Annotated in this window: 3 protein-coding genes; all 3 read left to right on the top strand. The window is 75.9% G+C overall.

Annotation, left to right across the window (positions count from 1 at the left end; genetic code table 11):
- Positions 1-12 precede the first annotated feature (12 nt).
- The 3 genes from AB0K00_RS50215 to AB0K00_RS50205 are packed head-to-tail and all read left to right on the top strand — an operon-like array spanning position 13 to position 24,969.
- On the top strand, positions 13-7,797 hold the full coding sequence (locus tag AB0K00_RS50215) for an SDR family NAD(P)-dependent oxidoreductase (protein ID WP_363537701.1): 7,785 nt from the start codon (positions 13-15) through the stop codon (positions 7,795-7,797).
- Positions 7,790-16,786 carry an SDR family NAD(P)-dependent oxidoreductase gene (locus tag AB0K00_RS50210; protein ID WP_363537703.1) on the top strand — a complete coding sequence of 2,999 codons (8,997 nt, stop codon included), beginning with the start codon at positions 7,790-7,792 and terminating at the stop codon, positions 16,784-16,786. The genes AB0K00_RS50215 and AB0K00_RS50210 overlap by 8 nt, the downstream gene beginning before the upstream one ends.
- A complete protein-coding gene (locus tag AB0K00_RS50205; RefSeq protein ID WP_363537699.1) occupies positions 16,783-24,969 on the top strand; it encodes an SDR family NAD(P)-dependent oxidoreductase in 8,187 nt (2,728 codons plus the stop codon). The genes AB0K00_RS50210 and AB0K00_RS50205 overlap by 4 nt, the downstream gene beginning before the upstream one ends.

Here is a 24,969-nt window from a genome sequence, read left to right as displayed (position 1 = left end):
GCGGTCGACACGATGTGCTCGTCGTCGCTGACCGCGATCCACCTCGCCTGCGAGAGCCTGCGCCGCGGCGAGGCGAGCATGGCGCTGGCCGGCGGCGTCAACCTGTCGGTGCACCCGAACAAGTTCGCCACCCTGACCCAGGGTGGGTTCCTGTCCTCGAACGGCCGCTGCGCGCCCTTCGGCGACGGCGGCGACGGCTACGTGCCCGGCGAAGGCGTCGGCGCGGTACTGCTCAAACCCCTCGACGCGGCCCTCGCCGACGGCGACCGGATCTGGGGCGTCATCAAGGCATCCGCGGTCGGGCACGGCGGACGGACGAACGGCTACACCGTGCCGGACCCGGTGGCACAGGCCGGAGTGGTGGCCCGGGCATGGTCGGCGGCCGGGGTGGAACCCGGCTCCGTCGGCTACGTGGAGGCGCACGGCACCGGCACGGCACTCGGCGACCCGATCGAGGTCTCCGGACTCGCCAGGGTGTTCGGCGGTCTCGCACCGGGATCGGTGCCGATCGGGTCGGTGAAGTCGAACATCGGGCACGCCGAGAGCGCCGCCGGCATCGCCGGACTGACGAAGATCCTGCTGCAACTGCGGCACGGGAAACTGGCGCCGTCGCTGCACGCCGAGGAACTCAACCCGCACATCGACTTCACCGACTCCGTGTTCCGGGTGCAACGGGAACTCGCGGACTGGCCGCGCGCGACCGGAACACCACGGCGGGCCGGGCTGTCCTCGTTCGGGGCCGGCGGCGCCAACGCCCACCTCGTGATCGAAGAACCCCCGGCGGCGACCGAAGCCGACGGGTGGCGCCCGGCCGGCCCCGCGCTGGTCGTGCTGTCCGCCGCCGCCGAGGACCGGCTGCGGGAAACCGCGCAACGCCTGGTGGCGTTCGCGGCCGACGACGTGGACGTGCACCGGGTGGCGTACACGCTGCAGACGGGCAGGGAGGCCCTCGCCGAGCGGCTGGCGCTGCGGGCCACCGACACCGCCGACCTGCGCACCCAGTTGCAGTCCTACCTGGACGGTGCGCAGGGACCCTGGCACCGCGGCAGCAGCCGGCCCGCCGCCGGCGGCCTCGGCAGCCTCCTCGCCGGCGAGGACGCCCAGTCCATGGTCGCCCGGTGGATCGAACAGGGCCGCCACGACCAGCTCCTGCAGGCCTGGGCACACGGCCTGACCGTCGACTGGCACACCCTGTACCGGGCCGGCACCCCGCAACACGTCGGCCTGCCCGCGTACCCCTTCGCCCGCGACCGGCACTGGATCACCCCGACCGGGCCGGTGAGCGCCACCCTCCACCCCCTCGTCCACCGCAACACGTCCGACTTCGCCGGGCAGCGGTACACCACCCGGCTCACCGGCACCGAGTTCTTCCTCGCCGACCACCGCATCCACAACCGGCCCGTGCTCCCCGCGGCCGCGTCCCTGGAAATGGCGCGCGCCGCCGTCGAACAGGCACTCGGCCACGACGAGTTCCGCCTCGCCGACGTCACCTGGGTCAGCCCGCTCATCGTCGACGGCGCCCCGGTCGAACTCCACATCGAACTCACCCTCGACGACACCGGCGACCGCGTCGCATTCCAGATCACCCGCGACGGCGGCGACGGCGAACCCGTCACCCACGCACACGGCGCCGCCCACCTCGACGACACCGGGCCCGCGCCCGCCCCGGTCGACCTCGCCGCGGCCCGCGCCGGCGCAGCACCGGTCCCCGTCGCGTCCTGCTACGCGGAACTCACCGCCCGCGGCATCGCCGACGGCCCGCGGATGCGCGGCCTCACCGAGGTGTGGGCCGGCGACCGGCAGGTGATCGCCCGCGTCACCGTGCCCATCGAGGCCGCAGGCGCCGACCCGTTCGTCCTGCACCCGAGCCTCCTGGACGCCGCCCTGCAGTCCGGGATCGCCCTCGCCCTGACCGGAACCGGAGCCGGAGCCGGAGCCGACTCGGCCGTCCCCTTCTCCCTCGGCGGGCTCACCATCCACGGCGCCCGGCCCGACGACATCTGGGTACACCTGCGCGCCCGCGACGACGCCGACACCTTCGACATCGACCTCTGCGACAGCCAGGGCCGGATCTGGGCCCGGCTGACCGGCCTCGTCGTGCGGCCGATCGCCGCCCCCGCCGCCCGCACACTGCTGCTGGAACGGTCCTGGACGAGCCTCACCGCCGGACCCGCGCAGCAGTTCACCGGCACCCGCGTCGTCCTCGCCGGCCCGCTCACCCCCGACCTCACCGGGCGGCTCGGCGGCACGGAGATCATCCGGCTCGACGACTACGAGACCGCCGCCGTCCAGGTCCTGCGGCGCCTGCAACGGGCCACCGCACCCACCCTGTTCCAGCTCCTCGTCACCGCCGACCCGATCGACCGGCTGCACGGCGGCCTCGCCGCGATGCTCGGCAGCGCCACCCAGGAAGACCCGCGGCTGCGCGGCCAGCTCCTCGAGATCCCCGCCGGCACCGACGCCCCGGCCGCGGCCGCCTGGCTCGACGACGCCGCCGCCCGGACCGGCACCCAGACCGGCACGGACCACCTGCGGGTGACCGACGGCGGCCTGGAGACCGCCGGCTGGACCGAACTGCCGCCGCAGTCACCGGCGGCGCCGTGGCGCGACGGCGGCGTCTACCTGATCACCGGCGGCAGCGGCGGCCTCGCCCGCCTGCTGCTGCGCGAGATCTCCACGGTGGCGCCCGCCGCGACCGTGATCCTCGTCAGCCGCTCCGCGCCCAACCCCGCGGGCGGCGACCTCGGCCGCGCCGAGTACCGGCAGGCGGACGTCGCCGACCGCGACGCCGTCACGGCGCTCATCGCCGACGTGGTCGCCACCCACGGCCGCCTCGACGGCGTCGTGCACGCCGCCGGGGTCTTGCGCGACAGCCTCCTGACGGGCAAGACACCCGAACAGGTCGCCGCCGTGCTGGCGCCGAAGGTCGCCGGGGTACGGCACCTCGACGAGGCGACCGCGGACCTGCCGCTCGACCTGTTCCTGATCTTCGGTTCGCTCGCCGGCGCCGCAGGCAACCCCGGCCAGGCCGACTACGCCGCGGCCAACGCCTACCTGGACCGGTTCGCCGAACACCGCGCCGGCCTCGTCGCCGGCGGCGCCCGCGCCGGCTGCACCCTCTGCGTCGGCTGGCCGCTGTGGGCCGACGGCGGCATGGGCCTGGCCGCCGAGACCGTCCGGACCCTCGGCGAGACCACCGGCCTCGTGCCGCTGCCGACCCGCGCCGGGCTGCAGGCCCTGTACCAGGCACTCAACAGCGGCCGGCCCCAGGTGGCGGTCCTGCACGGCGACGCCGCACGCCTGACCGCCACGATCCAGCCGGCGGCCCCCACACCCACCGCGGCAGTGCCGGCGCAGGGGGATGTGTCGGGTCAGGTGGTGCGGTATGTGGCGGGGTTGTTGGCGTCGGTGATTCGGGTGCCGGTGGAGCGGTTGGGGGTGGATGAGCCCCTCGACGTGTTTGGTGTGGATTCGATTGTGGCGTTGGAGGTGGTGCGGCGGTTGGAGCCGGTGTTCGGGGTGTTGCCGAAGACGTTGTTGTTCGAGCACCGGTCGGTGTCGGGGTTGGCGGCGTACTTTGTGCGGCATCACGGTGACCGTCTCGGAGCGGTCATCGGCGAACCCACGGCGGTCGCCGTGGCCGACGCCAGACGCCCCACCGTCCGGCGGGCGGTGCGCGCACCCCGCCGGGCACGGACCGGCGACGTGGCGATCGTCGGGCTCGCCGGCCGGTACCCGCAGGCGGGCACCATCGAGGAGTTCTGGGCGGCGCTGCGCGGCGGCCGGGACCTCGTGACCGCGGTCCCGGCGGACCGCACAGGCTTCGCCGGAACAGCCGGCGTCCGCGGCGGCTTCCTCGACGGCGTCGACGAGTTCGACCCGCTGTTCTTCAACATCGCACCCGCCGACGCGGAACTGCTCGACCCGCAGGAGCGGCTGTTCCTGCAATGCGCGTACGAGACGCTGCAGGACGCCGGCTACACCCGGGCACACGCCGCCGCGTCAGGCCCGGTCGGCGTGTTCGTCGGCGTGATGTACCAGGAATACCAGCTGCTCAGCAGCGCCGACCAGGCCGTTGGAGGCAGCTCGGCGTCGATCGCGAACCGGGTGTCGTACTTCTGCGGCTTCGAAGGCCCCAGCGTCGCGGTCGACACGATGTGCTCGTCGTCGCTGACCGCGATCCACCTCGCCTGCGAGAGCCTGCGCCGCGGCGAGGCGAGCATGGCGCTGGCCGGCGGGGTCAACCTGTCGGTGCACCCGAACAAGTTCGCGACCCTCGGGCAGGGCGGGTTCCTGTCGACCGACGGCCGCTGCGCCAGCTTCGGCGACGGCGGCGACGGCTACGTGCCCGGCGAAGGCGTCGGCGCGGTACTGCTCAAACCCCTCGACGCGGCACTCGCCGACGGCGACCAGATCTGGGGCGTCATCAAGGCGTCCGCGGTCGGCCACGGCGGACGGACGAACGGGTACACGGTGCCGGACCCGACCGCCCAGGCGGACGTGGTGCGCCGGGCCTGGTCCGCGGCCGGCGTCGACCCCGGGTCCGTCGGCTACGTGGAGGCGCACGGCACCGGCACGGCACTCGGCGACCCGATCGAGCTCGCCGGGCTGGCCCACGTGTTCGGTGGGCTCGCACCGGGCTCGGTCCCCGTCGGGTCGGTGAAGTCGAACATCGGCCACTCCGAGAGCGCCGCCGGCATCGCCGGGCTGACCAAGGTACTGCTGCAGCTGCGGCACGCACATCTCGCGCCGTCGCTGCACGCCGAGGTGCTCAACCCGCACATCGACTTCACCGACTCGCCGTTCCGCGTCCAGCGGGACCTCGCGGCGTGGCCGCGCGTGCCCGGCAAGCCGCGGCGGGCCGGGGTGTCCTCGTTCGGGGCCGGCGGCGCCAACGCCCACCTCGTGATCGAAGAACCCCCGGCGGCGACCGAAGCCGACGGGTGGCGCCCGGCCGGCCCGGCGCTGGTGGTGCTGTCCGCCGCCGACGAGGACCGGCTGCGTGAGGCCGCGCAACGACTCGCCACGTTCGCGACCGACGACGTGGACGTGCACCGGGTGGCGTACACGCTGCAGACCGGCCGGGAGGCGATGACCGAACGGCTCGCGCTGCGGGCGACGGACTCCGCCGACCTGCGCCGGCAGCTGCGGTCCTACCTGGACGGTGCGCAGGGACCGTGGCACCGCGCCGCCGCCCGCCCCGGAGCCGGCGGCCTCGGCAGCCTCCTCGCCGGCGAGGACGCCCAGGCCATGGTCGGCCGGTGGATCGAACAGGGCCGCCACGACCAGCTCCTGCAGGCCTGGGTGCACGGCCTCGGCATCGACTGGAGCCTGCTCTACCCGGCCGGCACCCCGCGGCACGTCAGCCTGCCCGCCTACCCCTTCGCCCGCGACCGGTACTGGGTCGCGCTGCCCCAGCCGGCCGCCGGCACCCTGCACCCGCTCGTGCACCGCAACGTCTCCACGATCTGGCAGCAGCGGTTCGAGACCACGCTCACCGGCGCCGAATTCGTCCTCGCCGACCACCGCGTCCACGACCGGCCGGTCCTGCCCGCCGCCGCCGCGGCCGAGATGGCATACGTCGCCGTCACCGCCGCGCTCGCCCCACCGGCCGGCACGCAGGTGCGGCTCACCGACCTGATGTGGCAGCGGCCCCTGACCGTGCCCGAGGGCACCGCGGCGCTGACCGTCCAGGTCGACGTCGACCCCCACGACGACGACACGCTCACGGTCGCGCTGCGGGCGATGGACGCCGCCGACGAACCGGCGTACCTGCGGGCGACCGCGCACCTGCGGGCCGTCGAGACCGTGCCGCCGCTGGACCCGGCCGGGCTGCTGGCCCGGTGCACCCGGCCGCTGCCCGCCGACGACGGCTACGCCCGGCTGCGGGCCGCCGGGATCGTGCACGGACCCACCATGCGCGCCCTGCGGGAGCTGCACGCCGGCGACGGCGAGGCGGTCGCCCGGATCGAACTGCCCGCCGGCCGCCCCGACGACCGTTTCGTGCTGCACCCGGCGCTGCTCGACGCCGCGCTCCAAGCCGCCGTCGCCCTCGCCCCGGCCACAGCCGCCGACCCCGGCGCGGCCCTCACGCCGGCGGTGCCGTTCGGGCTGGAGGAGCTCGCCGTGCACGCCCCGCTGCCCGAGCACGGCTGGGTCTGGGTCCGCGCCCGGGCCACCGCGGCCGGCCGGCTGCTCGACATCGACGTCGCCGCCGACGACGGCCGGGTGTGCGCCCGGCTGCGCGGCCTCGAACTGCGCCAGCTCACGCCCACGGCCGCCACGCTGCTGCTGACCCCCGCCTGGTCACCCGTGACCGGCACGGTCGCGCCGGCCGAACCCGCCCGCACCCGGCTGGTGCTCGCCAGCGAACGGGTCCCCGACCTGACCGGCGCGCTGCCGGACGCCCGCCACGCCCGGCTCACCGGGTACGACGACGGGGCGGCCACCGCGGTCGCGCTCATCCAGCAGCTGCCGGCCGGGACCACGCCGGTGATCCAGCTCGTCGTCACCGACGAACCCGCCGACGGGCTCCTCGGCGGCCTGCACGGCATCCTCCTCACCGCGCAGCAGGAAGACCCCCGCGTCTGGTGCCAGCTGCTCGAGGTGCCGGCGACCGCCGACGCGCGCACCGTCGGGCGCCTCCTGGAGGAGTTCCGGCACCTGCCGTCCGGCGCCCGGGTCCGCGTCGACCCCGACGGGCCGCGCGTCGCCGGCTGGCGCGAACTGCCCCCCGGCACACCGCCGGCCATGACGTGGCGCGACGGCGGCGTGTACCTCATCACCGGCGGCCGTGGCGGCCTCGGCCGGCTGCTGCTCGCCGAGATCCGGCGCCGGGTCGCCACCGCCACCGTCGTCCTCGTCGGCCGCGGCACCCCCGAAACCGGCGACCTCATCGACGGTGACGGCGTCCGGGTCGACCACCGGCAGGCCGACGTGGCCGACCGAGGTGCCATGACCGAACTGGTCGCGGCCGTCGTCGCGCGGTACGGCCGGCTCGACGGTGTCGTGCACGCCGCCGGGGTGCTGCGCGACGCGCTCCTGCCGCACAAGACCCCCGGACAGATCGCGGCCGTGCTCGCGGCGAAGGTGTCCGGCGCGCGGCACCTCGACGAGGCAACGGCTGGCCTGCCCCTGGACTGGTTCGTGCTGTTCGGCTCGATCACCGGCGTCGCCGGCAACCCGGGCCAGGCCGACTACGCGGCCGGCAACGCCTTCCTGGACCGTTTCGCCGAATACCGCGCCGGCCTGGTCGCGCGCGGCGAGCGCTCCGGGCACACGCTGTGCGTCGACTGGCCACTGTGGACCGACGGCGGCATGACCGTCGACGCCGGTCGGCTGCCCGGGCTCGCGGACCGCACCGGCTTCGCCCCGCTGCCACCCGCCGAGGGCATGCGAGCCCTGGACCGGGCACTGGCCGCGGGCGTGCCGCAGGTGATGGTGCTGTACGGCGACCCGGCCCGGCTGCGCGCGGCCGCCCTGCCAGCACCTCCCACCCACGCACCGGAACCGGGCCGGCCATCGGCGCGGCTGGAACGGCTCCTGATCGCCGCCGCCGCCGGGATCCTGGGCGTCGAACCCGCCGACCTCGACCCGGACACCGACCTCGCCGAATACGGCTTCGAACCGATCATGTTCGCGGAACTCACGGAACGGCTCAACGTGACACACGGACTCGGCCTGGACCCGGCGCTGCTGCTGCAACACCCGACCCTGGCCGGGCTGTCCCGGCGGCTGGCCGGCGCCGACCCGGCGCTGATCGGCGCGACCGAGGGCGGCGGCCGTGCAGATGGCTGACCAGGAACGCTACGAGCGGGCGCTGGCCTACGTCCGGGCACACCTCGCCGCGGTGCTGCAGATGCCCGCGGAACGGCTGCACCGCGACCTGCCGCTGGCCGAGTACGGCACTGACTCGCTCAAGGTGATCACGGTGACCGAACGGCTCGAACGCGACCTCGGCCCGCTGCCACGGACGCTGCTGTTCGAACACCCCACGCTCGGCGCGCTCACCGACCACCTCGTCGCGACCGCCGCCGCGCGCCTCGACACCGTCCTCGACGGACCGTCGCAGCCACCCGCGGCACCCATGACGTCTCCGATTTCCGCGGCGGCGTCGGTACCGCCGGCAGCCCCGACGCCCGCCGCGGCCGGAGGTCGCCTCAGCCTGCGCGGAGCCCGGCTCGCACCGCGCATCCCAGAACCGCCCGTGACTGTGCCGTCCACAGTGGTCACTGAGGTCTCCGCGCCACCACCCGCCGGCGACTCAGCCGACATCGCGGTCGTCGGGCTCAGCGGCCGGTACCCCGGCGCCCGCGACGTCGAAGAGTTCTGGGCGAACCTGAAGGCCGGCCGCGACACCGTGACCGAGGTCCCCACCGACCGGTGGGACCACAGCGGCTACCTCCACCCGGACCGCGGCACGCCCGGCGCGACCTACCTCGCCCGCGGCGGCTTCATCGACGGCGTCGCCGACTTCGACCCCCTGTTCTTCAACATCTCGCCGCGCGAGGCCGAGCTGCTCGACCCGCAGGAGCGGCTGTTCCTGCAGTGCGCGTACGCCACCCTCGAGGACGCCGGGTACACGCGGCAGTCGATGACCCGCGACGTCGGCGTGTTCGTCGGGGTGATGTATTCGGAGTATCAGCTGCACGCGGCGCAGGAGCAGCTGCGCGGCCGGCGGTTCGCGGTGGGCGGCAACCCGTCGTCGATCGCGAACCGGGTGTCCTACTTCTTCGACTTCCACGGCCCGAGCGTCGCCCTCGACACCATGTGCTCGTCGTCGCTGACCGCGCTGCACCTGGCCATCCAGTCGATCCAGCGCGGTGACTGCGCGGCGGCGCTGATCGGCGGCGTCAACGTCAGCGTCCACCCGAACAAGTTCCTCATGCTGTCGCAGGGCCGGTTCGCCTCCGCCGCCGGCCGCTGCGCCAGCTTCGGCGCCGACGCCGACGGCTACGTGCCCGCCGAGGGCGTCGGCGCCGCGCTGCTGAAGCCCCTCGCGCGGGCGCTCGCCGACGGCGACCAGATCTACGGCGTCATCAAGGGCACCGCCGTCAACCACGGCGGCCGGGCAACCGGCTACACCGTGCCCAACCCGGCGGCCCAGGCCGACGTCATCCGCCGGGCGATCGCGCAGGCCGGCGTGCCACCGCGCAGCATCGGCTACGTCGAGGCGCACGGCACCGGCACCGAGCTCGGCGACCCGATCGAGATCGCCGGGCTCACCGGCGCGTACGCCCAGGGCACCGCCGACGTCGGGTTCTGCGCGATCGGCTCGGTCAAGTCCAACATCGGCCACGCCGAGAGCGCCTCCGGCATCGCCGCGATCACCAAGATCCTGCTGCAGTTCCGGCACGCCACGCTCGTGCCGTCCCTGCACGCGGAACGGCTCAACCCGCACATCGACTTCGCGGCCACACCCTTCACCGTGCAGCGCGAGACCGCCGCGTGGCCGGCAGGGGAGTCGCCCCGCCGCGCCGGGCTGTCCTCGTTCGGGGCCGGCGGCATGAACGTCCACGTCGTCCTGGAGGAAGGACCCGCCGCGGTGCGGTCGGCGGCCGTTGCCGGGCCGGTGGTCGTGGTGCTGTCGGCGCGGGACGGTGAGCGCCTCCGCGAGCAGGCCGGCGCGCTGCTGGCCGCCATCGACCGGCGCGGGCTGACCGACGCCGACCTGCCCGACGTCGCGTACACGCTGCAGGTGGGCCGGGAGGCGATGCGGGAGCGGCTGGCGCTGCCCGTGTCGGACCTGGCCGAGCTGCGCGCGGGGCTGCGGGCCTGGCTCGACGGCCGGCCGCTGCACGCGACCGCGGCGGGCGTCGTCGGGCAGCTCACCGACCGGTGGCTGGCGGGGGAGGACGTCGACTGGACCGGGCTGTACGGGCCGGTGCGGCCCCGGCGCATCAGCCTGCCCACGTACCCGTTCGCCCGCGAACGACACTGGGCGCCGACCTCCCGGCCTGACGCCGTGGCGCCGGGCACCACGGATCGCGGGCCGGCGCCGGTGCTGCATCCGGTCGTGCACCGCAACGTCTCGGACCTGTTCACGCACCGGTTCGCCACCACGCTCACCGGCCGGGAGTACTTCCTCGCCGACCACGTGATCGGCGGCCGCCGCATCCTGCCCGGCGCCGTCCAGCTGGAGATGGCCCGCGCCGCGGTCACCCTGGCGATGGGCCCGCGCGCCGCCGGCCGCACGGTGCGGCTCACCGACGTCGTGTGGCACAGCCCGCTCGTCGTCGGCGCCGACCCGGTGCCGGTCGAGATCGTTCTGGAACTGCGCGACGGCGGCGTGGCGTACACGATCCAGGAGGGCGGGCGGGTCCGCGGCTCCGGCACCGCCCACCTCGACGAGGCCGGGCCGCGGCCAATGCTCGACCTCGCCGCCGCCCGGGCCGCCTGCCCGCGGATGGTGCCGGTCGAGCGCGGCTATGCGGTGTACCGGTCGTGGGGGATGGCGTACGGCCCGGGCATGCGCTCGATCGCCGGTCTCACCGCCGGCCCGGACCAGGTGCTCGCGCGGCTGTCCCGCCCGGCGGAGGCCGTGGACCCGGTCGCCGAGCACGGCTCCGCGCTGCCGGCGGCGCTGATGGACGCGGCCCTGCACGCGGCGATCGCCCTGGCGACCGGCGACGAGGCGCCCGGCGCCGCGGTCCTGCCCGACGCCGTCGAACGGGTCGACGTGCTCGCACCGATCCCGGACACCGCTTGGGCGCACATCCGCCGCCGCCCCGGCACCGCCGTCCTCGACATCGACGTCTGCGACGACACCGGCGCGGTCTGCGTCCGCGTCACCGGCCTCAGCGCCCGCTCCTCAGCCGCGCCGGCCGGTCACGCCGGGCACGCTGCGCCATCCACTGTGGACGAGGCGGCGCAGGCGCGGGACCGGCACCTGCTGCGGCCGGTGTGGGAGGAGATCCCGGCGCCCGCCGCACCCGAGCCCTCCGGCGCCGCCACCGTGCTGATCGTCGGCGGGACCGCTTCGCAACAGGACCTGCTGCGCGCCGCCCACCCGGGCGCGCGGGTCCTGGCCGTTGCCGACGACGAACTGCCGCCCCTGCGTGGCGAGGACGCGCCGGAGCAGATCTACTGGATCGCGCCGCCAGCGCCGGGCGGCCAGGAACACGGGGTGCTCCCGTGCTTCCGGCTGGTCAAGGCGCTGCTGGACGCCGGCCTCGGCCGCCGGGCACTGGCCTGGACGCTGGTCACCCACCAGGCCCAGCAGGTGGATCCGGCCGAGCCCGTGCACCCGTCCGCCGCCGGGCTGCACGGCCTGGCCGGCGCGATGGCGAAGGAACACTCGAGCTGGCAGGTCCGGGTGCTCGACCTGGCCGCCGGCGCGCCGTGGCCGGTCGAGGCCGTGCTCGCCGCGCCCGCCGACCCCGAGAGCGGCGGCGGCACGGTCGCCCACCGCAACGGGCGCTGGTACGTCCGCCGCCTGCGACCGGTCCCGATGACCCCACCCACCGGCGTCGCCTACCGCCGAGGCGGCGTGTACGTCGTGATCGGCGGCGCCGGCGGCATCGGCGCCGCGTGGACCGAGCACGTGATCCGCCGGCACGCGGCCCAGGTGGTGTGGATCGGGCGCCGCCCGGCCGACGCCGGCATCGAGGCGGCGCTCGACCGGCTGGGCGCGCACGGGCCCCGGCCCGCGTACGTCGCGGCGGACGCGGCCGACCCGGCGGCGCTCGGTGCGGCGTACCGGCGGATCGTCGAACGGCACGGCCCCGTGCACGGTGTCGTGCACTCCGCGATCGTGCTGCGCGACCAGCTGCTGGCCGGCATGAGCGAGGCCGACCTCCTCGCGGTGCTCGCCGCGAAGGCCGCGGCCAGCACCAGCGTCGGCGACGTCTTCGGCGCCCAGCCGCTGGACTTCGTGCTGTTCTTCTCCTCGCTGACCGGCTGGTCCCGGCCACCCGGGCAGGGCAACTATGCGGCGGGCAGCACGTTCGAGGACAGCTACGCCGACTGGCTGCGGCAGCGCCTCGACTGCCCGGTGAAGGTCGTCAACTGGGGCTACTGGGGCAGCGTCGGCATCGTCGCCGACGAGCGGTACCGGCAGCGGATGGCCCGCCTGGGCCAGGGCTCGATCGAACCCGAGGAGGCGATGGACGTGGTCGACCAGCTGCTCACCGGTGCCGAGGACCAGCTGGCGTTCATGAAGACCGCCACGGCCGGCGCCACGACCGGGCCGGAGCGGCCCGCCGGGACCGTGGCCGGGCCGGACCTGCGCGCCCGCGCGGTGACGCACCTGCGCGGGCTCGTCGGCGACACCGTCAAGCTCGCCGCCGACCGGGTCGACCCGAGCCGGCCGCTGCGCGACTACGGACTGGACTCGGTGCTGTTCCTCGAACTGGCCGAACACCTGCGCGGACAGCTCCAGGACATCGACAGCACGTTCTTCTTCGAGCACCCGACGATCGACGACGTCGCCGACCACCTCCTGGCGACCCAACCGGCCGCCCTGGCCGAGCTGGTCGGCACCCCAGCACCCGCACCACCGTCCACATCGGACGCAGCGGCGGCGGCAGGGGTACCCTCGCCGACCGGTGCCGAGCCGATTGCCGTGATCGGCCTGGCCGGGCGCTACCCCGGCGCCGCCGACCTCGACGCCCTCTGGGACAACCTGGCCGCCGGGCGCGACAGCGTCGGCGAGATCCCCGCCGGCCGCTGGGACTGGCGCCGCTATTTCGACCCGGAGAAGGGCGTCCGGGGCCGGATGTACGCCCGGTCCGGCGGGTTCATCGCCGACGCCGACGCGTTCGACGCCGCGTACTTCGGCATCTCGCCGGTCGAGGCGCGGCACACCGACCCGCAGGAGCGGGTGTTCCTGGAGACCGCGCACGCCGCGATCGAGGAGGCCGGCTACCTGCCCGCCGACCTCAGCCCCGACCGCCGGGTCGGCGTGTTCGTGGGCGTGATGAACGGCAACTACCCGACCGGCACCCGCTTCTGGTCGATCGCGAACCGGGTGTCGTCGATGCTGGACCTGCGCGGCCCGAGCATGGCCGTGGACAGCGCCTGCTCGTCGTCGCTCACCGCGGTGCACCTTGCGGTGGAGAGCCTGCGCAGCGGCACCAGCGACGTCGCCGTCGCCGGCGGGATCAACCTCATCGTCCACCCGGACCACTTCATCCACCTGTGCGAGATGACGATGCTGTCGCCGACCGGCACCAGCCGGCCGTTCGGCGCCGGCGCGGACGGATTCGTGGACGCCGAGGGGGTCGGCGCGGTCGTGCTCAAGCCGCTGTCACGGGCCCTCGCCGACGGCGACCACATCCACGGGGTGATCCTCGGCAGCAGCGTGAACGCCAACGGCCGCACCGCCGGCTACACCGTCCCCGGGCCGGCCGGCCAGGCCGCGGTCATCGCCGACGCGCTGCGCCGCTCCGGCGTCCCGGCCCGCTCCATCAGCTACCTCGAGGCGCACGGCACCGGCACCGAACTGGGCGACCCGATCGAGGTCGCCGGGCTGCGCAAGGCGTTCGGGCAGGCGGGCGGCGACCCGGCGTCGTGCGCGGTCGGCTCGGTCAAGTCCAACTTCGGCCACGCCGAGAGCGCGTCGGGCATCGCCGGCCTCACCAAGGTGCTGCTGCAGCTGCGGCACCGCCGGCTGGTGCCGTCCCTGCACGCCGAGGCCGTGAACCCGCACATCGACCTGACCGGCACGCCGTTTCGGTTGCAGCGGGAGTCCGCGCCGTGGCCGCGGCCCGTGGTCCGCGACGGTGGCGGGACGGTCGAGTTCCCCCGCCGGGCCGGCATCTCCTCCTTCGGCGCCGGCGGCGCCAACGCGCACGTCGTGGTCGAGGAGCCACCCGCGGCGTCGCCGGGCGCGCCGGCGGGGTCCGCGTCGCACCTGATCGTGCTGTCCGCGCGGGACGAGGAGCGGCTGGTGCAGTACGCCCGCCGCCTGGCCGCGTTCGTCGCGGCGGGCTCGTGCGGGCCGGACGACCTCGCCGACCTCGCCTACACCCTCCAGGTGGGCCGCGCGGCCCGGGAGGAGCGTCTCGCCTTCGCCGCCGCCACCCCGGCGCAGCTGCGGCAGCGCCTGGAAGACTTCGCCGCCGGCCGGACCGGCGACTGGCACCGCGACGGTACCCGCGGCGCGGACGCGTCGCCGGTCGCGGAGCACGAGCTGCGGGAGTGGCTCGCCACCGGCGACGCCGACCGGCTCCTCGCCGCCTGGACCGCCGGCCGGGCGGTGCCGTGGGCGCGGCTGCACACCGGTGGCCGGCGCCGCCTGTCGCTGCCGACCTACCCGTTCGCCCGGGACCAGTTCTGGCTGCCGGCCGACCCGCGCCCCGCGGGCCCGCACCCGCTGCTGGACCGCACCATCCCGGCGCTGGCCGGGCCGCTGTTCGAGTCGGCGTGGACCGGCGGCGAATGGTTCCTCGCCGACCACATGGTGCAGGGCCGGCCGGTCCTGCCCGCCGCCGCCCAACTGGAGATGGCGCGGGCCGCGGTCACCCTCGCGGCTGGTCGCCCGGACGCGCCGGTCCGGCTGCTCGACGTGGCGTGGCCCCGGCCGTTCGTCGCGGTCGACGTCCCGCCGCCGGTGCGGCTCGCGCTCACCGTCGACCCGGCCCGACCGGCGATCGGGTTCGAGCTCCGCGGCGCCGACCCGGCCGACCCGCCGGTGTACTGCCGCGGCCGCGTCCAGCTCGACCCCCCGGGCGGCGATGGGTCGGACGGCGCAGGGACCGTGGACCTCGACGCCTGGCGGGCCGCCTGCCCTGCGGGTCCGCTGCCGGCGGACCGGCACTACGACACCCTCGCCGCGCACGGCATCGGCTACGGACCGGCGATGCGCGCCCTGGCCGAGGTGTGGACCGGCGACGGGGCGGTGCTGGCCCGGCTGCGGCTCCCGGCGCCCCAGGGCCGGCAGCGCGACGCCGGTCTCGTGCTGCACCCCGCGCTCCTGGACGCCGCGCTCCAGGCCGTCGCCGCGCTCCCCGCCCCACAGCACACCGCGAACGGCGCTGCGAACGGCACCTCCAACGGCACCGGGAACGGCGCCGCGAACGGCACCTCCAACGGCGCCGCGAACGGCACCGGGAACGGGGCTGGGCCGGTGGCGATGCTGCCCTTCGCGCTCGACTCGGCCGATGTCCTCGGGCCGCTGCCGGAGACGGCGTGGGCGCTGGTCCGCGACCGTGACGGCGCGGCGGCCGGCGGCCGGACCGTCGACATCGACGTGTGCGGCGACGACGGCGTGGTCGCCGTGCGGATCCGCGGCCTGATGCTGCGGGCCGCCGCCGCGCCGCGCCGGGCGCCGGCGCCCGGGCCGGACCAGCCCCTCGCCGCCGTCCTCTGGCACCAGGTCGCCGCGACCGGCTGGTTCACCGCGCCGGTGACCGACGTGGCCGGGCACGACGCCGTCCGCCGGCTGCCCGCGCACCTGCGCCGGTGGCTGGACGAGACCCTGCGGCTGCTCGCCGAGCACGGATACGTCAGCTTCGACGGCACCCGCTGCACCGTGCTGCTCCCGCCGCCGCCCACCGCCTGGGCGGACTGGTCGGCCGCGGCCGACCAGGCACCGCCGTCCGCCGGGGCCCAGGCCCGCACCGTGCTCGTCGAGGCGGCGCTGCGCGGCCTGCCGGACCTGCTCGCCGGCCGCCGCCTGCCGACCGAGGTGCTGTTCCCCGACTCGTCGATGTCGATCCTGCAGGCACTGTACGAGGGCAACGAGGGCATCAACCGGACCCTGACCGAGCAGGTCGTCGCGCGGGTCCGGGCCGCGGCCGGGTCCGGGACGCGGGTGCGGCTGCTGGAGATCGGCGCGGGCACCGGCGGGACCAGCCGGCCCGTCCTGACCGCGCTGCACCAGCACCGTGACGCGGTCGCGGCGTACCACTACACCGACCTGTCGCCGACGTTCCTGCAGCACGCCCGCCGCACCTTCGGCCCCGACCACCCGTACCTGGAATACGGCGTGCTGGACGTCGAGCGGCTCCCGGCCGACCAGGGCTACACCGCGGGCGCCTACGACGTGGTGATCGCCTCCAACGTCCTGCACGCCACCAGCGACATCCGGGCCACCGTCCGGCACGCCCACACGCTGCTGCGCCACGGCGGCCTGCTCGTGGTGAACGAGCTCACCGGCAAGCAGCCGTGGTTGCACGTCACGTTCGGGCTGCTGGAGGGCTGGTGGCTGGCGGTCGACGGCGACCTGCGGCTGCCGGGCAGCCCGGTGCTGTCGGCCCGGCGGTGGCAGGAGGTCCTGGAGGAGGCCGGCTTCGGCCGGGTCGCCCTCATCCCCGACCCGGGTGCCGACGGCGACCAGCACACCATCACCGCGGAGAGCGTCACCGCCGCGGCCGTGCCGGCGGCCCGCCCGGCGCCCGTCCCCGTCCCCGCGCCGGTCCCCGTTGCGATGCCGCCGCGGCCGGCGGCCGGGCACCGCGCGCTGGCCGGAGAGCTCGCCGCCAGCCTCGCCGAGATCCTGGAACTGCCGGCCGGCGCGGTGGAGCTCGACAAGCCGTTCGCCGACCTCGGCCTGGACTCGATCTTCGCGGTGCAGTGGGCGAAACAGATCGAACAGCGCTACGGCGTGCCCCTCACCGCGGCCCGGATGTTCGACCACCCGACCGTGCAGGCCCTGGCCGGCCACGTCGCGGCCGAGCTCGCCGCCGCGGCGCCGCCGCCCGCCCCGCCCGTCCCGACCACTGCGCCCGGACCCGCCGGGCTGTCCCTGGAGGAGCTGTTGCGGCGCGTGCAGGAGCAGACGCTGGACCTCGACACGGCCGAGCTGCTGCTCGCCCAGCTGAACCCGAACGGGAGCGCGTCATGACCGCGGCACGCGACATCCTCCAGGGCCTCCAGTCGGGGCGGCTGCGCCTCGAGGACGCCCGGCGCGCACTCGCCGAACCGGCGCCCGCTGCCACGCCGGCGCCGGATGCCGTTCGCCCGGCGGTTTCGGGCCCGGAGCCCATCGCGATCGTCGGGATGTCCGGCCGGTACCCGGGCGCGGGGGACCTCGACGCCTACTGGGACGGCCTGGTCGAGGGCCGCGACGCCGTCCGCGAGATCCCGCCGTCGCGCTGGAGCTCCGCCGACGAGGGCGGCGCCCTGTACACCCGAGCGCTGGGCTACCTCGACGACGCCGAGTACTTCGACCCGCTGTTCTTCGGCATCTCCCCGGCCGAGGCCGAAGGCATCGACCCGCAGCACCGGATCTTCCTGCAGGAGGCGTACCGTGCGTTCGAGGACGCCGGGTACGCGCCGCAGTCGCTCAGCGACCGCCGCTGCGGCGTCTACCTCGGGTTGATGAGCAACGAGTACAGCCTGCTGCTGCAGCGCCACCAGGTGCCGGCGATCAACATCACCGGCAACAGCGGGTCGATCGCCGCGGCGCGGCTGGCGTACCACCTGAACCTCAAGGGCCCGGCCATCGCGGTCGACACCGCCTGCTCGTCCTCGCTGGTCGCCACGCACCTCGCGATCCAGGCACTCGCGCGGCGGGAGGTCGACCTGGCCCTCGCCGGCGGGGTCAGCCTGTACCTGACCCCGGAGACCTACGCCGGCATGTGCGCGGCCGGCATGCTGTCCCACGACGGGCGCAGCAAGCCCTTCGACGACTCCGCCGACGGCTTCATCCCGGGCGAGGGCGTCGGCGCGGTCGTGCTCAAGCGGCTTGCCGACGCCGAACGCGACGGCGACCGCATCCACGCCGTGATCGTCGGGTCCGGCATCAACCAGGACGGCCGGACCAACGGCATCACCGCGCCGAGCGTGTCCAGCCAGATCGAGCTCGAACGCGAGGTGTACGCGCGCGCCGGCATCGACCCGCGCACGGTCTCGTACGTCGAGATGCACGGCACCGGCACGAAACTCGGCGACCCGATCGAGCTGGAGGCGCTGTCCAAGGTGTACCGCGAGCGCACCGCGGACACCGGGTTCTGCGGCATCGGCTCGGTGAAGAGCAACATCGGCCACACCTCGGCCGCCGCCGGCGTCGCCGGGCTGCACAAGGTGCTGCTGAGCCTGCGCCACCAGCGCCTGGTGCCCACCCTGCACTTCCAGAAGCCCAACGAGCACTTCGACTTCGCCACGTCGCCGTTCCGCGTGGTCACCGCCGTCGAGCCGTGGCCGGCCGGAACCGTCGGCCCGCGCCGCGCCGCGATCAGCTCGTTCGGGCTCAGCGGGACCAACGCGCACCTGGTGGTGCAGGAGTACCGGCCGGCGGCCCGCACCGCCCAGCCGGACGCCCCGGCCCTCACCGTGCTCTCCGCCCGCGACGACGACCGGCTGCGCGAGCAGGCCACCCGCCTCGCCGGTTGGCTGCGCCGCCCCGAGCAGGCCGCCGTGCCGCTGGCCGACGTGGCGTACACGCTGCAGGTCGGCCGGGACGCGATGGCCAGCCGCCTCGCGATCGTCGCCGGGTCCGCGGCGGAACTCGCCGACCGGCTCGACGCCTACGCGGGCGGCAACCCTGGCGCGGACACCGCCACGGGCCGGGTCCGCCCCGGCGGCGACGTGCCGGCCCTGTTCGGCGACGACGAGGACGTCCGCGCCCTCCTCGCCGCGTGGAGTCGCAAGGGCCGCCTGGACCGCGTCGCCCAGGCATGGGTGCGCGGCGCCGACGTCGACTGGACGGCGCTGCACACCGGACGGTCGCCGGAGCGGGTCAGCGCCCCCACGTACCCGTTCGCCCGGGTCCGGTGCTGGCTGCCCGACGAGGCGCTGCACGGCACCCGGCCCGGCCCGGCCACCGCCGCGCTCGGCCCGCTGCTGCACCGCAACGAGTCCACGCTGTGGGCCCAGCGCTACCGCGCCGAGCTCACCGGCGACGAGTTCTTCCTCGCCGACCACCGCATCCGGGGTGCCCGCGTGCTGCCCGCCGTGGCGCTGGTCGAGCTGGCGCAGGCCGCGGTGATGGCCGCCGCCGACCCCGACGGCGGGTACGACGCTCACACGCTGCGCCTGTCGCAGGTCGTGTGGGCCCGGCCGGTGATCGTCGGCGATGCGCCCGCCGCGATCGCGGTGGAGCTGCTGCCGCGCGACGACGACCGGCTCGACGTCGAGATCCGGGAGCTCGGCGGCGCCGACCCCGACGACGACGCCGACCTCTACAGCCGTGCGGTCGCGTCCGTGCGGCCCCGCACCGCCGACCGGCCGCGCCTGGACGTGGCGGCGATCCGGGCCGCGTGCACGGCCGCGGAGGTGTCCGGCGCCGACTGCTACGACGGGTTCGCCGCCCTGGACATGCGCTACGGCCCGGCGATGCGCGCCCTGACCGCGCTGCGGACCGGCGACCGGCAGGTCCTCGCCCAGCTGGAGCTGCCCGCCGCGGCGACACTCGACGGGTACACCCTGCACCCGTCGCTGCTGGACGGTGCGCTCCAGGCGTGCATCGGGCTCGTGGACGGCGACGGCGTGGCCGTGCCGTTCGCGGTCGACGAGGTGGAGATCTTCGCGCCGGTGCCGGCCCGCGCCTGGGCGTGGCTGCGCCCGTCGCCCGGCGCGGCGGCCGGCGGCGCGGTCCAGCGCAACGACATCGACGTGTGCGACGAGGACGGCGCGGTGTGCGTCACCTGGCGCGGGCTGCACGTGCGGAAGCTGAGCGGGCCGCCCGCGAGCGCCGCGCCGGAGATCGACGTGCGGGTCCCGGTGTGGCGCCCGGCACCGGCCACTCAAGCGGCCGAGTCTGCGGCGGGGGACGCCGCGGTGCTGGTGCTGTCCGCCCTGGACCGGGCCGTCACCGACCGGCTCCGCACGCGGCTCGGCGCCGGATGCCAGGCGCTCGACGGGCTCGACGGGCTCGACGGGGCGCTGGACGCCAGGTTCGGCCGCGCCGCCGCCGGCCTGCTCGGCACCGTCCAGGGGCTGCTGCGCGACCGGCCCGCCGGTTCGGCGCTGGTCCAGCTGGTGGTGCCGGCCGACGGCGAACAGCGCCTCCTCGGCGGGCTGCTGAGCCTGCTGCTGGCCGCGAACCTGGAGCACCCGTGGCTGCGCGGCCAGCTGGTCGAGGTGGACGCCGCCACCGCCGGCGACGACGCCCTCGCCGACCTGCTCACCGCCGAACGCGCTACGCGCTCGGACCCGCACGTGCGGCACAGCGGCGGCCGCCGCGAGACCGTCGACTGGCAGCCGCTGCCCGACCATCCGGCCGGCGACACCGTGCCGCTGCGACCCGACGGCGTCTACCTGATCACCGGCGGCGCCGGCGGTCTCGGCCCCCTCGTCGCCGAGGAGTTCGCCGCGCGGGCGCCCGGCGCCACGATCGTGCTGACCGGGCGCTCACCGGAGGGCGACGCCCAGCGCCGGGCGCTCGGCCGCCTGCACGGCGCCGGGGTGCGGGCCGAGTACCGGTCCGCCGACGTCGCCGACCCGGCCGCCACCCGCGGGCTGGTCGAGGCGATCCTGGGCGCGCACGGCCGGCTCGACGGCGTCGTGCACGCGGCCGGGGTGCGCCGCGACGGCCTGCTGCGCGACAAGACCACCGACCAGCTCACCGAGGTCCTCGCGGCCAAGGTGTCCGGCGCCGTCAACCTCGACGCCGCCACCGCCACGCTCCCGCTGGATTTGTTCCTGGTGTTCGGGTCCCTCGCCGGGGTCGCCGGCAACGTCGGGCAGGCCGACTACGCGGCGGCCAACGGGTTCCTCGACCGGTTCGCCGAGCACCGCGCCGGCCTCGTCGCCGAAGGCCGGCGGCACGGCCGCACCGTCACCATTGCCTGGCCACTGTGGACCGACGGCGGGATGCAGCCGGACGAGGCCGCGGTGGCGGAGCTCAACCGGCGGATGGGCCTGGTGGGGCTGCCGACTGACGCCGGCATGGCGGCCCTGCACCGGGCCCTCGCCTCCGGCGCGCCGCGGGTGCTCGTCCTGGCCCGCCAACCCGGTCACGCCACTCCGCCGCCCCGCCCGGCCCCTCGCCCCGCCCCGGCACCCGCGCACGGCACCGCCCTGGCCACGCCGGAGCAGGAAGGCGCGCCGGCCGAACGGTTCGAGGCGGACCTGACCCGGATGGCCGCGGAGCTGCTCAAGGTGTCCGCCGACGAGCTCGACGGCGACACCGGCCTGCACGAGTACGGCTTCGACTCGATCGTCTTCACCAGGTTCTCCACGCTCGTCAACCGGGCGTTCGGCCTCGAGCTGACCCCCACGGTCTTCTTCGAGTACCCCACCCTGCGCAGCCTCACCGCGCACCTGACCCAGGAGTACGGCGACGAGCTCGCCGGCCACTACGGCGCCGCCGCCGACACCCACCCGGCCGCGGAACCCCCGGCCGTGACCCAGGCCCCGGCCGTGCCCCGGCGGTCACGCCTGCGCCAGACGGCCGCACCGGCCGCGGCCTCCACGGCCGCCGCTGGGCCCGGCGCCGCCGAACCGATCGCCATCGTCGGCATGAGCGGCGCGTTCCCGATGGCCGAGGACATCGACGCGCTGTGGCGCAACCTGCTCGACGGCCGCGACTGCATCGAGGAGATCCCGGCCACCCGCTGGGACTGGCGCCAGTACGCCGGCGATGACGAGCCCGGCGGCAGCGGCGGCGCCCGCTGGGCCGGCATCCTCGACTCGCTGGACCAGTTCGACCCGCTGTTCTTCGGCATCTCACCGCGCGAGGCCGAGCTGATGGACCCGCAGCAGCGGCTGCTGATGATGCACGTGTGGCGGGCCATCGAGGACGCCGGGCACAGCGCCGCCGGCCTCGAAGGCAGCGACCTCGGCCTGTTCATCGGCACCGCCACCAGCAGCTACGGGCAGCTCGTCGCCAACGCCGGGCGGGCCGGGGAGGGGTACTCCTCGGCCGGTCTCGCCGCGTCCATGGGTCCGAACCGGATGAGCTACTTCCTCAACATCCACGGGCCCAGCGAACCGGTCGAGACGACGTGCTCGAGCTCCCTCGTCGCGCTGCACCGCGCGGTGTGCGCGATCACCCTCGGCCACTGCTCGGCCGCGGTCGTCGGCGGCGTCAACACCATCGTCGAGCCGATCATGCACGTCGGCTTCGCCAAGCAGGGCATGCTCAGCCCGAACGGCCGCTGCCGCTCCTTCGGGGCCGGCGCCGACGGGTACGTCCGCGGCGAGGGCGTCGGCATGCTGTACCTGCGCCGGCTGAGCGACGCCGAACGCGACGGCGACCACATCTACGGCGTGATCCGCGGCACCGCGGAGAACCACGGCGGCCGCGCCCAGTCGCTGGTCGCGCCGAACCTGCGCGCGCAGGCCGATCTGCTGACCGCCGCGTACCGCCGGGCCGGGGTCGACCCGCGCACCGTCGGCTACATCGAGGCGCACGGCACCGGCACCGCGCTCGGCGATCCCATCGAGGTCGACGCGCTCAAGTCGGCGTTCCGGGAGCTGTACCGCGACCGCGGCGCCGAGCCCGGTCCCGCGCACTGCGCGATCGGCTCCGTCAAGAGCAACATCGGGCACCTGGAACTCGCCGCCGGGGTCGCCGGGGTCATCAAGGTCCTGCTGCAAATGCGGCACCGGACCCTGGTCCGGTCGCTGCACTGCGACGAGGTCAACCCGTATGTGCGGCTCGACGGCAGCCCGCTGCACCTGCAGCGCTCCACCAGCGAGTGGGTGGCGCCGCGCGACGAGCAGGGCCGGGAACTGCCCCGCCGGGCCGGGGTGAGCTCGTTCGGCATCGGCGGCGTCAACGCCCACGTGGTGCTGGAGGAATACGTAACGCCCGCGCGGCGCACGCCGGCCCGCCCGGTGTACCCGATCGTGCTGTCGGCGCGCACCGAGCAGCGTCTCGACGAGCGGGTCCGCCAGCTGTCCGCGGCCCTGGACGCGGGTGAGCACACCGACGCCGACCTGCCCGACCTCGCCTACACCCTGCAGGCCGGACGGGACGCGATGGACTGCCGGCTGGCCTTCACCGTGCGCGACACGGCCGACCTGGCCGCCCGGCTGCGGGACTGGACCGCCGGGCGCCGCGACGGCGTGCACACCGGCCACGCCCGCCGGGACCGGGCCGAGCTCGCCCGGCACAGCGAGGGCGACCGCGACGGCGGGCAGTCCCGCGCCTGGCTCGCGGAGGAGCGGTACGACGCGCTGCTGCCGCTGTGGGTGAAGGGCCTGCGGGTCGACTGGGACGCGCTGCACGAAGGCACCCGCCCGGCCCGGCTGCGCCTGCCGACCTACCCGTTCGCCACCGACCGCTACTGGGTCAGCCCCCGCCCCGCGCCCGCGGACCCGGCCCCCGCTACGGACCGCGCCGAGCCCGCCCCGGTGCCCGCGGCGGACCGCCCCGAACCGGGCCAGGGCGACGGCGAGCGGACGCTGCTGCTGCACACCGTGTGGGAGCCACTGGCCCCGGTGACGCCCCCGCAGGCCCCCGCCGGCCGGACCGTGCTCGCCGGCGGGACACCCGCCCAGCGCGACGCCCTGCGCGCGGCCATCGCCGACCTCGGCACGCTCGATCTCGCCCCGGGCGACCCGGTGGACGACATCGCGGCCCGGCTGGACGGACCGGACCCGATCGGGCGGCTGATCTGGTGCCCGCCCGCCGGCCCGGCCGACCCGGCCCTCGACGAGCAGACCCTCACCGCCGCCCGGGACGGCGTCCACCTGACTTTCCGGCTCGTCAAGGCGCTGCGCCGCAACGGCTACGGCGACCGGCCCCTGGACCTGATCGTGCTGACCCGCGGCGCCCAGCCGACCACCGCCGCGCAGCCCGCCCGGCCCGGCGCGGCCGGCATCCACGGGTTCGTCGGCGTGCTGGCCAAGGAACACCCCGCCTGGCGGGTCCGCCTGCTCGACCTTGACCCCGGGACGGATTCCGGGACGGATCCAGGGCCGGACCTCGCGGAACTGCTGGCGGTGCCCGCGGACCCGCAGGGCGGCAGCGTCGCCCGGCGCGGCGGGCAGTGGCTGCGGCCCCGCCTGCTGCCCGTGACCGGCCTGGCCGCCGAGGGCCCGGCGTACCGCCCGGGCGGCGTCTACATCGTCGTCGGCGGCGCCGGCGGCATCGGCCGGGTGTGGACCGAGCACGTGCAGCGCACCGCCGGCGCGCAGGTCGTCTGGGTCGGGCGCCGCCCCGCGGACGACACGATCCGCGCCGAGCAGGACCGCCTCGCCCGGTCCGGCCCGCGCCCCGACTACATCAGCGCCGACGCCGCCGACCGGGCCCAGCTGGAGCGGGTCCGCCAGGAGGTGCTGGAGCGCCACGGCGCCGTCCACGGCGTCGTGCACAGCGCGGCCGCCACCGCGGACCGCACGGTGGCCCTGCTGGAGGAGGCGGAGCTCGGCGTCGCCCTGCGGGCGAAGGCCGACGTCAGCGTCCGCATCGGCGAGGTCTTCGGCCGCGACGAGCTGGACTTCCTGCTGTTCTTCTCGTCGTTCGCGTCCTTCGTGCGGCTGCCCGGCGCCGCCGGCTACACCGCCGGCAGCGCCGTCGAGGACGCAGTGGCGCACCACCTGCGCCGCACCGCCGGATACCCGGTGAAGGTCGTGCACTGGGGCTACTGGGGCACGATCGGCGTCGGCGCCGACGCGACCACCCAGCAGACGATGCGCCGCATGGGCCAGGGCGTCATCGCACCGGCCGAGGCCATGCGGGTCCTGGAGCAGCTGCTCACCGGGCCGGTCGACGAGCTGGTCATGCTGCGCACCGCGCACCGGTGGCCCGACGGCGACAGCGTGGTGCTGCCGTCGCGCCGGGCCCGCCGGGCGCCGCGAGCGGGCCGCGGCATCGCCGCCGGGCACGCGCCCGCGCACGTCGAACCGGCGCCCGGCCGGAGCGTGCAGGCCGAGGTCGTCCGCGCGGCGGCGGACGTGCTGGGCATCGACCCGTCCACAGTGGACGTCGACATGGACCTCGCCGAGTCCGGCTTCGACCGGCAGGCGCTGCACGAGCTGGCCCGGGTGCTGCAGGACGGCTTCCACGTGCCGCTGCCCCCACCGATCTTCCGGGAGGCGACGACCCTGCGTCGGCTCGCCGACCGGATCGCCGGCGAGCACCAGCTCGCCGGTGCCGACGCACACCGACCGACGGCGGCCGGCATGGGCACCTGA

The organism is Dactylosporangium sp. NPDC049525 (assembly GCF_040676755.1).
Classification (GTDB): Bacteria; Actinomycetota; Actinomycetes; order Mycobacteriales; family Micromonosporaceae; genus Dactylosporangium.
Note: the sequence above shows the minus strand (reverse complement) of the source record. Positions and strands in the feature narration are given on the sequence as shown.